Raw genomic sequence first — 15,079 nt, forward strand, 5'->3', positions numbered from 1 at the left:
ATGTTGTTATCTGATGTATCAGTAAAACGCCCAGTCTTTGCCACCGTCGTCAATGTACTGTTAATTATTTTCGGTATTGTTGCTTTCACAATGCTTCCGTTGCGAGAGTTTCCGGATATTGATGCGCCTGTGGTAACCATCAGCACAGACTACCCAGGCGCGAGTGCTGAAGTTGTAGAGACGCAAGTCACGCAACTTATCGAAGAACGCATCAGTGGCATTGAGGGAATAAAAAATATCTCGTCACGCAGCCGTCCAGGGAACTCGTCGATTAGTATTGAATTCACGCTTTCACGTGATATTGATGCAGCCTCCAATGATGTGCGTGAACGGGTATCACGCGCACTTGATAATTTGCCTGAGGAGTCCGATCCTCCCGAGGTTTCAAAAGCGTCTTCCGATGAAACAACAGTGGTTTGGTATAACTTGCGTAGTGAGAGTATGTCGATACTCGAACTGACCGATTATGCAGAGCGTTATATTGTGGACCGTCTCGCTGTTGTCGATGGCGTTGCGCGCGTGCGCATCGGTGGTGACCGTCGCTATGCAATGCGGGTTTGGCTTGATCGCGATGCGATGGCTGCACGTCAAATCACCGTGACGGATATCGTCAGCCGCCTCCGTGAGGAAAATATTGAGTTACCGGCGGGCGAAGTTGAATCGACCGAGCGCGAATTTTCTGTGCGTATGGCACGTGCCTATTTATCTGAGGACGACTTCCGAAACTTAGTGATTCGTCAGGGTGATGACGGTTATTTAGTGAGGTTGGGTGAGGTTGCGCGTGTTGAGCTTGGCGCTGAGGACGACAAAACTGATTTCCGTGGTAATGGCGTCAATATGGTCGGTATCGGCATCATTAAACAATCCAAAGCCAACACCCTGAGTGTCGTAGAGAATGTGCGCGAGGAAATGGAAGTGTTAGAAAAAACACTACCAGAAACCATGTACTTAGCCACAAGTTACGACTCGTCTATTTTCATCAAAGGCTCGATTGATGAAGTGTATAACACACTACTCATCGCGATGGCATTGGTTGTAGTGGTTATTTATCTATTCTTAGGCAATATACGAGCGACCATTATCCCCGCGTTAACGGTCCCTGTGGCTATTATTGCTTCGTATATTGTGCTGTTTTCACTCGGATTCTCGATTAACTTATTGACCTTGCTGGCACTCGTGCTCGCAATCGGGCTTGTGGTTGATGACTCGATCGTGGTGCTAGAGAATATCTATCGTCGGGTCGAAGAAGGAGAGCCCCCCTTACTGGCAGCTTATCGAGGTGCTCGAGAAGTCGGCTTTGCGGTCATTGCGACAACGCTTGTGCTGATTTCAGTATTCGTACCCTTGGCGTTCTTGGAAGGCAATATAGGTAAGTTGTTCACCGAATTTGCTCTAGCCATTGCGGCGGCTGTGGCGTTCTCGAGTATTGCAGCGCTTACCCTGACGCCCATGCTAGGCTCGAAAATCTTACATAAGAAAGAACGGACCAGTAAGTTTGGTATAGCATTTGACCGCTTTTTCAAATGGCTTGAAGCGAAATATACAACAGTCTTAGAAGGTAGCATCAAACGCCCGAGTTTGGCATTGATACTGGTCGTTTTAAGTGGCGTGGTGAGTTACGGCGCAATGCAATTTGTACCACAAGAATTCGCACCACCGGAGGATCGCGGTACTTTCTACATTAGTATCAAAGGTGCCGAGGGCGCTAGCTTTGAATCTAATTCGCGACATATGGATGAAATCGAACAAATCCTTCTACCCTATATCGATCAGAACAAAATTGATCGCGTCATCGTCAGGGCGCCGGGCTGGGGGAACTCAGCGGGGATCGCGATTGTTGGCGCAATTCCTTTTGAGGAACGTGACTGGTCGACTTTTGAACTCATGGAAGAGATGCGTAAAAAGCTCAACCAAGTCGTCGGCGTACAGGCGTTTGCCTTTATGCGCAGTGGTATTAGCGGTGGCGGTGGTCGTCCCGTGCAGTTTGTACTGCAAGGTAATACCTACGAAAAGCTGGCTGAGTATCGCGATATTGTGATTGAGGAAGCCGCTAAGAACCCGGGTTTAGTTGAGGTTGATAGTGATTATAAAGAGACTTTGCCACAACTATTAATCGAAGTTGATGAAGTGAGAGCTGCCGATCTCGGTGTCTCGGTTGAAGATATCGGTATCACGTTGCAATCGATTTTAGGTCAACGTCGGGTAACGACTTATCTTGACCGTGGCGAAGAATACTATGTCATGCTCGAGGGTGAAAAAGCTGACTATCGCAGCCCAAGTGCTATCGACAACATTTATGTTCGGTCAGGCAAAAGCGGCGAACTGATCCCACTATCTAATGTGGTGAAAGTGAGCGAGCGGGCGACTTCATCTCAGTTGAATCGTTATAACCGTATGCGTAGTGTCACTATTGAAGCCAACCTCGCCGACGGTTATTCGCTCGGCGAAGCGTTGAGCTACCTAGAGGGCGTCGTCGACAAAAAACTTCCAGAAGATGTTTCTATTGATTACAAAGGTGAGTCGCAACTTTATAAGGAGAGTGGCAGCTCGATAGTATTTGTCTTTGGGCTCGCATTAATTATTACCTTCTTGGTACTTGCGGCGCAGTTTGAGAGTTTTATTCATCCACTGGTCATCATGTTGGCTGTTCCAATCGCCATTGTAGGCGCTTTTATTGGCCTGTATTTGAGCGGTAACAGCATTAATATTTATAGCCAAATTGGTATTGTCATGCTTATTGGCTTGGCGGCGAAGAACGGTATTCTGATCGTGGAATTTGCCAACCAATTAAGGGATGCAGGGCTGTCCTTCCGTGATGCAGTGATTACGGCATCGCGACAACGTTTGCGACCGATTGTGATGACGGCATTTACCACGCTAATGAGTTCAGTTCCGCTTATTCTGGGAACCGGGCCGGGCTCAGAGAGCCGCATGGTGATTGGTACGGTTATCTTCGCAGGTGTGGCGTTATCGGCGTTCTTAACGCTGTTTGTGATACCGGCACTGTATATGCTGATGGCACAGAAGACACAATCACCGATGGCGATTACACGTCGTTTGGAGTCATTGCAAGAGGAATACCCTGACCACCGTCACTAGACCGTGGGTCAGTAATGCCAGAGGGGCGAACGGTTGATATCGGGAAGCCCCTCAATAATTTTCTGAGCAAAACTCGGGTGGTTGGTAAAAATGCCGTCCACACCCATGTCATGTAATTCTTCGATATCATGCCCTTCATCTACGGTAAATACGTAGACTTCCAATGCGCGTCGGTGTGCGTCATCAACTAACTCCTGTGTGACAAAATCAACGTCAACATGAACAGAGTAGGCGTTAAGACGCGATGCAAAATCACAGTAGTCTAGTGGGCAACAAGTGGTTAAGGCACCTACGTTGATATTTGGCCGACGGTGTTTTAAGCGCTGTAACCAATGGTGATTAAACGAAGAGACGAGGATCTGTTCAGGCTTGAACAGCTTCCGTTGCAAAACATAATCGATGTCGAGAAGCAGCGACTGACTTGGGATATCCCCTTTTAACTCTATATTGACGTGACAATGTCCCGCGATATGCTCAAGTGCTTCACGTAAAGTGGGGATAGGTTGTTGACCGAATACCTTAAGCGCTCTAACTTGAGCTTGAGTTAAATCGAGCAAACGCCCGGGTGAAGCGGTTAAGCGTTCTAAGTATCGGTCGTGGAATACAAATCGCTCATCGTCGACGGCATAAACGTCAAGCTCAATACCAAAGGCATGGCTGTCAATCGCTCGACTGAATGCCGCAAGGGTGTTCTCGGGCGCTTCGAAGCTTGCACCCCGATGCGCCCAGACTTTCATGACCGAACCTTAGCCATTGCTGAACCCATTCGAGTCACAGAACCGGGTTGCAGTGCTTCATCAAACTCTATTGCTCCTTTAGCGAAGGTCATCACTACTGTGGAGCCGAGTTTAAAGTGGCCCATCTCTTCACCTTTATTGAGACGAATGGCTTCAGGTCCAGATGTCGGGTAGGACCAATGTTGTATCCGTGCGCCCGTTGGAGGTGTGACGGTCCCCGACCAAACTGTGCCAATACTCGCAACAATGGTAGCGCCAACGAGTACCATCGACATTGGACCGACTTCGGTATCAAATATTGCAACGACTCGCTCATTGCGGGCAAAGAGATTCGGTACGTTTTGTGCGGTGAGTGGATTGACCGAAAACAGGTCACCTGGAATATAAACCATCTTACGTAACACACCATCGACCGGCATATGGATTCGATGATAATCTTTTGGTGCGAGATAAATGGTGGCAAACGAACCCTCTCGGAACGGTGCCGCGTCCTCGTCTTTGCCACCTAGTAGCTCAAGTAACGAATAATCGTGCCCTTTGGCCTGAAAAATACGGCCTTCCTCAATATCTCCGAGCTGACTTACGGCACCATCAACCGGATGAGCTAGAAGGTCCGGCTCATCAACGATTGGACGTAATTCAGGTTTTAGGCGACGAGTAAAAAACTGGTTAAACGTGGCGTAGTCGCGCGGATCCTCTTGAATCGCTTCGGACATATCAATTTTGTACTGTTTGATAAACCAGCGAATAAAAGCCTGAGTAAATATTCCCGCCTTCGCCGCTGCAAATCGACCCACTAAACGCGATAGTAGGTGCTTTGGGAGTACGTATTGAAGACCAATTTTGAATCGTTCGCTGCTGCTCACTTACAGTTTTCCTTTTGCTGAAACTCGAGATGGCTTATTAGCCAACATAGACTCGATAATCCGATGATAATTTTCTAATCGCCATGGGTGTATTTCACCTTTTTCCACGGCTTCTTGCAATGCACAGCCCGGATCATTTTTGTGTTTGCAATCTTTAAACTTACAGGTCCCAAGATAAGGCTGAAAATCAACATAGCCACTGGCGACTTGCTCCGGTTCAAGGTGCCACAAGGCAAACTCACGTATCCCTGGAGAATCGATTAAGGCGCCACCACTGTTTAGTGGATACCAAGTTGCCACGGTCGTCGTATGCTGACCTAAACCAGAGTTCGACGAGACTTCTTTGGTTTCAGTTGCGACGTCGGGAAGAAGCCGATTCACGATGGATGACTTTCCGACACCACTTTGACCGACAACAATAGAGATATGTTCACTCAACATGTTGTTAAGTTCAGTCATGCCCTCTGCAGTGTGACTACTCACAAGAAGTACTCGGTAGCCAATCGCTTGGTAGTCGGATAACCGCTGCTCAATAAATTGTCGCTCTTCGGTATTAATTTGCTTTAATAGATCGGCTTTATTAAGAACGATAATCGGCTCAATATCGATCGCTTCACAAGCAACGATGTAGCGATCGATAATCTGTGTCGTAAAGCTCGGGAGTACGCTCGAAATAACAAATATCTGATCGATATTTGCGGCAACTGGTTTAACACCATCGTAATAATCGGGTCGAGAGAGCAACGACTGACGTTCGTGCACTGCTTCGATAATGCCCCGCATACCATCTTGCGCCTGAATCATTGGACGCCATTGCACTTTATCGCCCGTTACCAATGAATCGACTGTACGCCGTATATGGCAACGAATGATTTCATTACCGGTGGTCAGCAAGTCGGCGTGTTGTCCGTAACGACTGACGATGACGCCTGTCTCGCTGGCGCCTAGCTGGTCGCTGGGCACGTCGATTTCTCGCGCAAGACGTTTCTCGCGGTTCTGTTGAATTCGACGTTTTTGTCCTTTATTCAGCCGTTTTTGCTTTGCCAATCGCTTTACCTTGTTGCCACTTACAGTTTAACGCTATCATAACCCAAAATGAGTCGAGTTAAGAGAGTTCGAATGAGTGAAGAACAAAAAAGTCAGCGGTTAATTTGGATCGATTTAGAAATGACAGGTTTAAACCCTGAATACGACCACGTTATTGAGGTGGCAACCATCGTCACTGATGCAGATTTGAATATCCTTGCTGAGGGTCCAACCATAGCGATTCATCAGCCGCAGTCAAATCTCGATAAAATGGATGACTGGAATGTTAAAACTCATACTGGCTCAGGTCTCGTCGATCGAGTAAAAAAGAGTCAGTACAGCGAACAGGATGCGGTGCGCGAAACCATTGAATTTTTATCACACTATGTCGAGCCCAATACATCGCCTATGTGTGGTAATTCAATTTGTCAGGATCGCCGATTTTTAGCCCAACACATGCCAGAGCTTGAGGCTTTTTTCCATTATCGAAACCTCGATGTAAGCACAATAAAAGAACTGGCCAAGCGCTGGAAGCCCGAAGCCATGAACGGCTTTAAAAAGAAAGGTGCACATGAAGCGCTTGCTGATATTCGTGAGTCAATTGATGAGCTCAAGCATTACAGAGCGCATTTTTTCGCCATTTAAACGGCCAGCGGTGAAAAAGCGGTTGACGTGGGCGGCGGTTTCAGTAGAATACACGCCGCACTGACGATGCGGGAATAGCTCAGTTGGTAGAGCACAACCTTGCCAAGGTTGGGGTCGCGAGTTCGAGTCTCGTTTCCCGCTCCAAGTCAGACTCTCCTAATTATTTATATCGAAATGCGGGAATAGCTCAGTTGGTAGAGCACAACCTTGCCAAGGTTGGGGTCGCGAGTTCGAGTCTCGTTTCCCGCTCCAAATCTCATTTATCTTAGTATTCGCTACCCAACATTCCTTTTAAATGCGCCACAACACTGCGTCCTAATGCGCTGTGATCATAGCCGCCTTCTAAACTGGACACGATGCGTCCGGAGCAATGTTTGTCGGCAATTAACTTGAGTTTTTGCGTAATCCAAAAGTAATCATCTTCTTTCAGTAGGAACTGCGACATTTCATCCTCAATATGACCATCAAAACCCGCTGAGATAAGAATTAATTGAGGTTTAAAAGCATCGAGTTTAGGCAAAATTTGGTAGTAAACAGCCTCTCGCCAATCTAAGCTTTTGCAGCCTGGCGGTAGTGCGATAGAAAGAATGTGATCATCGTTGTTGTTCTCGTCAACATAAGGGTAGAGCTGTGACTGAAAAGTTGAACAGAACAGGATATTAGGATGCGCTTGAACTATATCTTCCGTGCCGTTGCCGTGGTGCACATCAAAATCGACAATCGCTACCCGTGATAAGCCATATGCCTGCTGAGCGTAGAGCGCTGCGATGGCTATATTGTTAAATACGCAAAAACCCATTGCTTGATTCTTTGTCGCATGATGTCCCGGAGGTCTCACAAGGCAGAATGCCTGTTTGTTTTGGTCGGCTAATACTTTATCTACTGCGGCCACGTTTGCGCCGACCGCATGCAGTGCAGAGTCAAGCGTATCGGGCGTCATTGGGGTGTCTGGATCGAGCCAAACATGACCTTCGTGTGGCTGCTTACGGTACAGTTCACTAATGTACTTATCGCTATGCGCTAGTTTTATATGCTCTAATGTTGCTGGACTCGCCTGCTCGCGAGTCAACACAAAATCGAGTCCTGAACGAATAATCTGGTCATTCACCGCGTCTATTCGATCAGGACACTCCGGATGTTCTTTATCAGGGTTATGCAGTAGACAGTGAGGATGAGAGTAAAGGTAAATACTCATGAGGACGACTCTTCTTGGGTTTCGTTTTGCTTAAGTTCGAGTTTGAGCATGACTTCACCCGGCTCATCACTCGCTTGACGCACAAATCCGGACTTTTCAAATACGTTGAGCATGGGCTTATTATTCACGAGTACCACTGCCTGCATTGAGTCGAGTCCACGTAATTGGGCGATTCGTATCATTTCTTGTAGCAACACACTGGCCATTCCCTGACCTTGATAATGCTCACGAGTGACAAACGCCACCTCGCAACTGTTATGAGACTCAATATAGTAATAGCGCCCCACGGCCATGATTTTGGCCGCCGAGCCTTTTTGACGCACAATACACAGTGCAAGATCAACCGATTGGTCAATGCTCACTAAGGTACATGACTTTTCTCGACTCATTTGTGTAGGAACGGCGTTGTAGCGTAGTTGAAGCGTTTCCTTGGTATGCGAATAGAAAAACTCTTGCAGACGGCGTTCGTCAGACGGATACAATGGTCGCAAATCAAATTCCTCACCGGCGAAGGTGATTTTTTTAAATCCAATGTCTCCTAGCTCCGGCACATCGCTTGGCGTAAGTTGATGATAATTGGGGACCCAATAATGTTGCCTTACTTGCTGCAATAGTTGCTGGCGAAATTTTGGATGCGCAACGCGAATAAGTTCTAAAGCACGTTCGCGGATGCTTTTACCACGGAGTGATGCGACACCGAACTCTGTTACTACATAGTGCACATGGCCACGCGAGGTCACTACGCCGGCGCCTTCTCGAATGTGCGCGACGATACGTGAGGTCTTGCCGTCTTGTGTTGTTGAAGGAAGGGCGATGACCGGCTTTCCTCCTTGACTCAATGACGCTCCTCGACTGAAATCAACTTGACCGCCAATCCCTGAGTAGAATTGATGTCCTATCGAGTCAGATACCACTTGTCCGGTCAAGTCGACTTCAATTGCGCTGTTGATGGCAATTAAGTTGTCATTGCGTGCCACATTCGTTGGTGAGTTGACATATTCGCTTGGATAAAAGCCGATATGGGGATTTCTGTCGACGAAATCATAGAGTGCTTGGCTGCCCATACAAAAGCTAGTGACAATTTTATTGGGATGGAACGTTTTTTTACGATTATTAATCACGCCTTGTAACATCAGGTTCATGATATCGTCGGTAATAAGTTCACTGTGGACTCCCAGATCTTTATGGTTGCCTAAGTAATGCAGCGCTGCGGCACAAATACGACCTAAGCCAATTTGTAAAGTACAACCGTCCCGCACCAATAAAGCAATATACTGTCCAATACGCTCAATAATTTTATTATCTACGGTATCGGGCGGTGGTAATTCAGGTAGCGGCTGATCGTGGTACCAAAAGTAATCAATCTGATTTTTGTGTAAGAAAGATTGACCAAAGGTAACAGGCATATGCTCGTTGACTTGTGCGATTACAGTATTAGCGGATTTGGCAGCGGCAGCCACCACATCAACGGAGACCCCCATTGAGTGATAGCCATATTGATCGGCTGGACTAACCATGATCAGGGCGGCGTCTAAGGGTAATATGCCATTATTGAATAAGTTGGGAATATCAGAAATAAAGCAAGGCGTGTAGTCGGCGCGCCCCTCATTAACGGCGCTACGTACGTTATCGCCGCCGATAAAAAAGGTATTCACTTTAAATAGTTGCTGATGCTCAGGAAGTGCCCACTTATTATCAGAGAGCGTCATCAACTGCACAATTTCAATGTCGTGTAGGTGTTTTGCATTTTCGATGAGATCATCAATCAATGCTGTAGGAACGGCAGCATGGGAGCCGATAAAAATGCGTTGCCCTGATTTTAATAGCTTGGACCAATCAAGTTTGCTCATAGTTACCACCTTAGAGGGAACCGTCATTATTTAGATTGTGCGCTAAATAGGCTAAACTGTTACAGGATGTTGCAAAATCGTATACAATGTCGCCGCTTACACAAAAATATAACAAAAAGTTGGACGCATATCCGTGAAATTTGCCAAAACTCAACAGTCATTCTCGCAAGCACTTTGTCTATTGTTACTGAGCTTTGCCCTCATCGGCTATGCGTCTTTAGTCGAAGCTCAGACCGCTGAAGCCGAGTCGAATAAATCGGTACAGTCGAAGCTGGACGACTATCTTAATCAGTCTCAGGCTGACGATTTTGATGGCAAAGCTTATTTGAAGCCGATTGTTGATAGTTTGTCTCCCGCAACTCCACTCGCTACACGGTTGCGCGCGTTAAGTTATTGGGCCTCTGAGTTTGCCTATGCTGAGCGCTATGATGAGGCGAACTCAATTCTTGATAGCCTGGCGGATGAGGTGAAAAAGAGTCATGATGCAAACCTTCAAGCCGAACTACTTGCGAATAGAATCGATCTTTTAGTCATTGCAGATAAGGTCGATGAAGCGTTTGTTAAGGTTCCGGACCTTGAAGCAATAATGCCTAAAGTCACCAGTCCGCGTATTAATTACTACGCCTATAACTTGCTTTCTAGTCTATATACGCAGTGGAGTCGCTATGAGGTGGCGCTTGCTTACTTAATTAAAGCCCAGTCGGCACTCGATCATATGCAGGGCATTAATCAACTTCGTCGTCGGCTTTATTTGAAATCTTCCATTGCTGATATTCAGATACGATTGGAGCAATGGGATCTCGCCTTAAAAACCTCACAGGAAGCACTCGTTGAGATGGAGGGGAATGCATTTCCTGCGCTTTCTTATGAGCTCTGGTTTACACAATATTATGCGTACATCAGTTTAGGTGATCACGAGAAAGGTCTAAACGCCTTGAAAAAGGCTTATGCTTACACTGAAAACTTTCCTTATCAAAGAGCGATCGTGCTGAATAATTTTGGTGACTCGTACATGCGTTTACAGCAACTTGATAAGGCTAAGTCCCACTTACAAGAAGCATTAGAATTAGCGCAGTCGCTTGACTACGGCGATATGATTCGCACCGTTGAGTTTAACTTAGGTTTTATTGCCGTGAAGCAAGGAGATAGCCTAGGTCTGCAGCAGATGAAGCGTGTTGTTGATTATTTTCGTGATACCGAACAATCCAGTGCGCTCGAGCAAACATTAAAAGAGTTGGCGCAAGCATACGAGCTTATGGGGCGTTATAAAGAGCAAGCAGCAGCATTAAAAGAGCGCCAGTCGATCCGAGAAAAAATTCTACAAAACTCGCAAAGCAAGGCATTAGCCGAGATGCAGGCGCTATACGATAATCGCGACAAGGCGCAACGCATCGACTTACTGGAGCAACGAAATAAGTTAAGTGAGCAAATCATAGAAAATAACCGTCAGCAAACCGTTATTACATGGCTAGCTATCGTGCTGGGTGGATTTGTATTTTTTACGCTTTTACTGCTTTATAGAAAAGTTAAGGAATCCAATCGTAAGCTACAACAAGCCAATGTTGCGCTATCGGAACAAACCAAACGAGATCCACTGACAGGACTCGAAAACCGCCGTTCCATGCAACTAACAATGGAAGCCCGAAAGACTAAAAATGTCGCGACCTCGATGGGTTTGGTTTTGCTCGATATTGATAACTTTAAAAAGATAAATGACACCTTCGGGCATCACACTGGAGACGAGGTCCTGGTGGAGATGAGTCAACGCCTACGCGAGCTTTGTCGTGAAGATGATAGTCTCGTGCGTTGGGGAGGTGAGGAGTTCTTATTTTGTTTTAATAGAGTCACGCAGCAACAACTGGTGACCCTGGTTCAGCGTATTCAACACGCAGTGTCAGCGGAGCCCGTACAAACGTCGAAGCAATCGATCGAGGTCAGTGCGACGGTAGGGTTCATAGTGCTGCCATTCAGTCATTTTAGTGAGTCTGAACTTGATTGGGAAAGTGCATTGAAACTGGCTGACCTCGCACTCTACTCGGGCAAAGCACGTGGTCGTCATTGCGCTGTTGGTGTAATGGGTTTAACAGAGCGAGGACATGCTCATATGGACGACTTAATTAACAATTCGGATGCAGCGATAGAGGAAAACTGGTTAGTTTTAGAGTTTCTCGAGGACGCTGAGTGAAGTTGTCGCAGTTTGGGCCAGGCGCGCTTGTTGCGGCTGCTTTTATTGGTCCTGGAACGGTTGTCACCGCTTCACTTGCTGGCGCGGAATTTGGCTATGCGCTGTTATGGGCATTGATGCTTTCCACTGTCATTTGCGCTGTTCTGCAAGAGATGGCGTCGCGTATTGGCGTTATTACGGGCAAAGGGCTCGGTGAAAATATCCGTTCCCAAATGACCTCGCCTTGGCTTCGTATTCTTTTCTTCACACTTATTATTGCCGCCATCGTGGTTGGTAACAGTGTTTACCAAGGCGGTAACTTATCGGGCGCTACACTCGGTGCACAGGAAGTGCTAGGGCAAGTACCGTTATTGTCGGATTGGTTTGCTCAGGGGTGGCCGTTAGTTTTTGGCGTATTAGCAGCCGCTATTCTTTGGCAAGGCAAAGCCAAGTTTATCGAATATGCGCTGATTACGCTGGTTTTATTAATGAGCCTCGCGTTTATCGGCACTTTTTTGCTGACCGACCCAAACTGGCTCGGTGTTGCCGATAGTCTGCTGCGCTGGCGCTGGCCTTCGGACAGTATTATCACCGTTATCGCGCTGGTCGGAACTACCGTGGTGCCTTACAACTTGTTTCTTCATAGCGCGTCGGTGGCAAATAAATGGTCGGGTGATGAGGGAGTAAAACAGGCTCGGATCGATACGTTTATCTCGATTCCATTAGGCGGTTTAATTTCCATGGCGATATTAGCCACGGCGGCGAGCGCCTTTTTTGCCCAAGGTATCGTTATTGAGTCCGCCGGCGATCTTGCTGTTGCCTTAGCACCACTGTTCGGCGACTCAGCGAAGTACTTAATGGCGCTTGGCTTATGTGCCGCGGGTATTTCATCAGCCACCACTGCGCCACTCGCATCTGCTTATGCGCTATGCGGCATCATGGGGTGGAAGCAATCATTAACAGGCTTTGCGTTTCGTGCCATTTGGGCAACGATTCTAGTGCTAGGTGTTGTCATTAGTAGCCTCGATCTATCGCCGATTAAAGTGATCTGGTTTGCTCAAGTTGCTAACGGTATTTTACTTCCGGTTATCGTCGGCTTTATTTGGTGGCTATGTAACCAGTCGACGATGGGGCACATGAAAAACAGTGTCGTGGGTAATGCATTCGCAGCCATCATCATGTTAACCAGTATCTTGCTGAGCTGGAAAAGTTTGCATCATGTCTGGCTGTCCATCACAAGTTAGTTATAGATAATTGCGGTTAAAAATAAATTTTTCGTTGACAAACTTTCTTTCTACATCTATATCGTCATTGTCGTTATAGGCGACAGACTTTTTGTTAGGTTTTAGTCTGTAGGAAGGGCTTGCCATGACCGCAATTACACGTGAATTTTTATTGAGAAAACCGTTTAACGATTTCCGCAATTATCCCTATGGTTTCTCTCGCTCTGGGGATTTTTCCATCCGAGAAAGTGACGCACTGACTCAATATGGCTGTTTAATCACTGCTTTATTGCAGGGTGAATTAACGCCTGGCTGCGATGAAGATATTTCGTTGCTCGCATCGGCTCGTGGTGAACAAGCGCCCGTAACCGTTGTTGAAAAGGCTTGGGCAAAATACCAAGCACGCATACACCGCCCTAAGGTGGCAAGTATGTATGGTAAAGGTAAATTATCCGATGAAGATTTCGGTTATTCCACTGACAGTGAAGATGACTTAATCGTCGAGGATTAATTGAGGAAAGCGTCTGTGACTAAAAAAGCAGGCGCTTTTTTGTTGTTGTTTTGCACGCTTCTTTGCTTCTGCCGCTAAATCAGAAACGTCGTGATACGAGTTACAGCGAGAGCAATCGGGTTGTACGATACCAATAGCGATGCCTAATAGTGGAAACTGCACTCGCTCGCCCGTTCTATCATTGGCCAAAATGTATTGTCGTTTCTGGTCAGCTGTCGCATAAAAATCATTGACTTTTTCCTCGAAGCGCTCGATTACCCCATGGTATTTATTCTTATTGGCGATATTCGCGGGCGAAATCGTGACGAAATCGTCGCCACCGATATGTCCGATAAAGTGATGACTCTCAGCGAATAGTTCGCGTAATAAATCGCCTACCCAAGATATCACGCGGTCGCCTTTCGAATAGCCGTACACGTCGTTATAGGGTTTGAAGTTGTTTAGGTCAAAGTAGGCGACTTCAAAAGCTTTGTTTTCATCGAGGTACTGGGAGATAGTGCGGTGTATCGGCACATTTCCGGGTAATAGTGTCAGCGGGTTGGCGTAGCGTGCATTCTGAACTTTTACTTCGGTGATGCGTCGCAAAAGGTCGCGGATAGAGGCAATGCCCTGAAATCGACCATTTTGCGTAACGATAAATTGTTTGTAGATATCAACATCAAAATCATCGGTCACTTTGTTACTAACCAAGTCAATAGGCGTCAGCCAGTCCACTATCATGGGGTTTTTATCCATCACTCGACTGACATCTTTATTGGCGTATAGTGCACGCCCGTAAGACCCCGAGAATAATTCCATGATGGCTTCGCGGCGCAACATGCCTACCGGCTTACTGTTGTCGACAACGGGGATTGCGGTGAGTTGCTTGTCATTAGTGAATAGGTCAAGCGCCACGTGCGCTTTTGTCGTCGATGGAATGCTAGGAGCATCTTTAGCTAACTGAGCAATGGTATCGCCATTAGGTCGGTGAGAGCTGGCAATACGCTCTATCAGTTGCGAATCCGGGTGTAAGGGCGGGCTTTGAACGGGCCGACAGAGATAAAAACCTTGATACAAATGGATACCCATCTCATTCAACTGCTTTAATTCGGCGTGAGTTTCGATCCCCTCGGCAATGACTTTTGCGTTTAGGTTACGAGCAAGGTTGATAATTGACTGAACGAACTCCTTTTTAGTCGCATCATGTTGGAGTTCTTTTATAAAGTAGCGATCGATTTTAACGAAATCAGGTTGTAGCTCTGACCATAATTTCAGCCCCGAATAGCCCGCGCCCAGATCATCGATAGCCACACGCAACCCAAGCGCCCGATAATGTGTAATAGCTTCAGATAGTAAGTCGGTATCATCGATAGGGTAACGTTCGGATAGCTCAATAATGATGCGCTCCGGTGCTAACCCATGCAGTTCTGAAAGTCGCAGGGTGCTGCCTGTGGGGTGACTCTCATCTTTAAGTACGTTGGGATTTACATTGAGAAATAACTTGGCGTCTGTCTCAAGTTGGACAAAGCGTTGAATGGCTGCGTTGCGGCAGGCTAATTCGAGCTCTGATAGAAGCTCTTCTTCTTGTGCAACCTTAAATAACTGGTCAGGAAACTCAAGCAAGTGGCCAGCAGGGCCGCGAATAAGTGCTTCATACCCGAGGATCGTTTGTGATGCATTGTCAAAAATTGGTTGAAAGAGTGGTGACAAACGATCATGTTCAATGAGTTCTAATAAGACGTCCCGATTCGACATGCATTGTGAGCTGACTGATTAACGATGGC

General features: G+C 46.8%; 11 protein-coding genes and 2 tRNA genes. 7 read left to right on the forward strand and 6 right to left on the reverse strand.

What is annotated here, in order from left to right:
• Complete coding sequence (locus AC3AP5_RS13075) at nucleotides 1–3,099, forward strand: efflux RND transporter permease subunit (protein ID WP_006954372.1); 3,099 nt, start codon at nucleotides 1–3, stop codon at nucleotides 3,097–3,099.
• A gap of 8 nt (nucleotides 3,100–3,107) precedes the next feature.
• Here the strand turns inward: AC3AP5_RS13075 and AC3AP5_RS13080 are convergent, their stop codons facing one another.
• Genes AC3AP5_RS13080 through rsgA form a run of 3 tightly spaced genes read right to left on the reverse strand, consistent with a single transcriptional unit; the run spans nucleotide 3,108 to nucleotide 5,749 of the window.
• Entirely contained in the window at nucleotides 3,108–3,836 is a 729-nt protein-coding gene (locus AC3AP5_RS13080) for a glycerophosphodiester phosphodiesterase (RefSeq protein WP_487326849.1), read from the reverse strand.
• Entirely contained in the window at nucleotides 3,833–4,702 is an 870-nt protein-coding gene (gene asd / locus AC3AP5_RS13085) for an archaetidylserine decarboxylase (protein ID WP_006954370.1), read from the reverse strand. Before asd ends, AC3AP5_RS13080 begins: the two co-directional genes overlap by 4 nt.
• Complete coding sequence (gene rsgA, locus AC3AP5_RS13090) at nucleotides 4,703–5,749, reverse strand: small ribosomal subunit biogenesis GTPase RsgA (RefSeq protein ID WP_006954369.1); 1,047 nt, start codon at nucleotides 5,747–5,749, stop codon at nucleotides 4,703–4,705.
• Between the two features lie 72 nt (nucleotides 5,750–5,821).
• On the opposite strand from rsgA, the gene orn reads away from it, so the two are divergent.
• The 3 genes from orn to AC3AP5_RS13105 all read left to right on the forward strand — a co-directional run bounded on the left by orn (nucleotide 5,822) and on the right by AC3AP5_RS13105 (nucleotide 6,625).
• The gene (orn, locus tag AC3AP5_RS13095; protein ID WP_006954368.1) at nucleotides 5,822–6,373 is read left to right on the forward strand and encodes an oligoribonuclease; all 552 of its coding nucleotides are present in this window, start codon (nucleotides 5,822–5,824) and stop codon (nucleotides 6,371–6,373) included.
• 68 nt (nucleotides 6,374–6,441) lie between these two features.
• Nucleotides 6,442–6,517 (forward strand) — tRNA-Gly (locus tag AC3AP5_RS13100).
• Between the two features lie 32 nt (nucleotides 6,518–6,549).
• A tRNA-Gly gene (locus tag AC3AP5_RS13105) sits at nucleotides 6,550–6,625 on the forward strand.
• 13 nt (nucleotides 6,626–6,638) lie between these two features.
• Here the strand turns inward: AC3AP5_RS13105 and AC3AP5_RS13110 are convergent.
• Nucleotides 6,639–7,568, reverse strand: coding sequence for a histone deacetylase family protein (locus AC3AP5_RS13110; protein WP_006954367.1), 930 nt, complete (start codon nucleotides 7,566–7,568; stop codon nucleotides 6,639–6,641).
• On the reverse strand, nucleotides 7,565–9,418 hold the full coding sequence (locus AC3AP5_RS13115; protein WP_286682090.1) for a GNAT family N-acetyltransferase: 1,854 nt from the start codon (nucleotides 9,416–9,418) through the stop codon (nucleotides 7,565–7,567). Before AC3AP5_RS13115 ends, AC3AP5_RS13110 begins: the two co-directional genes overlap by 4 nt.
• Nucleotides 9,419–9,551: 133 nt before the next feature.
• Here AC3AP5_RS13115 and AC3AP5_RS13120 point away from each other — a divergent pair, with 133 nt between their 5' ends.
• The 3 genes from AC3AP5_RS13120 to AC3AP5_RS13130 all read left to right on the forward strand — a co-directional run bounded on the left by AC3AP5_RS13120 (nucleotide 9,552) and on the right by AC3AP5_RS13130 (nucleotide 13,316).
• Nucleotides 9,552–11,603 carry a tetratricopeptide repeat-containing diguanylate cyclase gene (locus AC3AP5_RS13120; protein ID WP_006954365.1) on the forward strand — a complete coding sequence of 684 codons (2,052 nt, stop codon included), beginning with the start codon at nucleotides 9,552–9,554 and terminating at the stop codon, nucleotides 11,601–11,603.
• Entirely contained in the window at nucleotides 11,600–12,826 is a 1,227-nt protein-coding gene (locus AC3AP5_RS13125) for an Nramp family divalent metal transporter (RefSeq protein ID WP_487326850.1), read from the forward strand. The genes AC3AP5_RS13120 and AC3AP5_RS13125 overlap by 4 nt, the downstream gene beginning before the upstream one ends.
• 124 nt (nucleotides 12,827–12,950) lie before the next feature.
• A complete protein-coding gene (locus AC3AP5_RS13130; protein ID WP_006954363.1) occupies nucleotides 12,951–13,316 on the forward strand; it encodes a MaoP family protein in 366 nt (121 codons plus the stop codon).
• Here AC3AP5_RS13130 and AC3AP5_RS13135 read toward each other — a convergent pair.
• The gene (locus tag AC3AP5_RS13135; RefSeq protein WP_286682087.1) at nucleotides 13,299–15,050 is read right to left on the reverse strand and encodes an EAL domain-containing protein; all 1,752 of its coding nucleotides are present in this window, start codon (nucleotides 15,048–15,050) and stop codon (nucleotides 13,299–13,301) included. The two genes, AC3AP5_RS13130 and AC3AP5_RS13135, sit on opposite strands and share 18 nt — an antisense overlap.
• Between the last annotated feature and the right edge of the window lie 29 nt (nucleotides 15,051–15,079).

The organism is Idiomarina sp. D18 (assembly GCF_057748155.1).

Excerpts from the sequence above, each read along its gene's own strand:
- AC3AP5_RS13115 (WP_286682090.1), bottom strand. The coding sequence starts at position 9,418 with ATGAGCAAACTTGATTGGTCCAAGCTATTAAAATCAGGGCAACGCATT.
- AC3AP5_RS13080 (WP_487326849.1), bottom strand. The coding sequence starts at position 3,836 with ATGAAAGTCTGGGCGCATCGGGGTGCAAGCTTCGAAGCGCCCGAGAAC.
- AC3AP5_RS13110 (WP_006954367.1), bottom strand. The coding sequence starts at position 7,568 with ATGAGTATTTACCTTTACTCTCATCCTCACTGTCTACTGCATAACCCT.
- AC3AP5_RS13130 (WP_006954363.1), top strand. The coding sequence starts at position 12,951 with ATGACCGCAATTACACGTGAATTTTTATTGAGAAAACCGTTTAACGAT.
- AC3AP5_RS13075 (WP_006954372.1), top strand. The coding sequence starts at position 1 with ATGTTGTTATCTGATGTATCAGTAAAACGCCCAGTCTTTGCCACCGTC.
- AC3AP5_RS13135 (WP_286682087.1), bottom strand. The coding sequence starts at position 15,050 with ATGTCGAATCGGGACGTCTTATTAGAACTCATTGAACATGATCGTTTG.
- orn (WP_006954368.1), top strand. The coding sequence starts at position 5,822 with ATGAGTGAAGAACAAAAAAGTCAGCGGTTAATTTGGATCGATTTAGAA.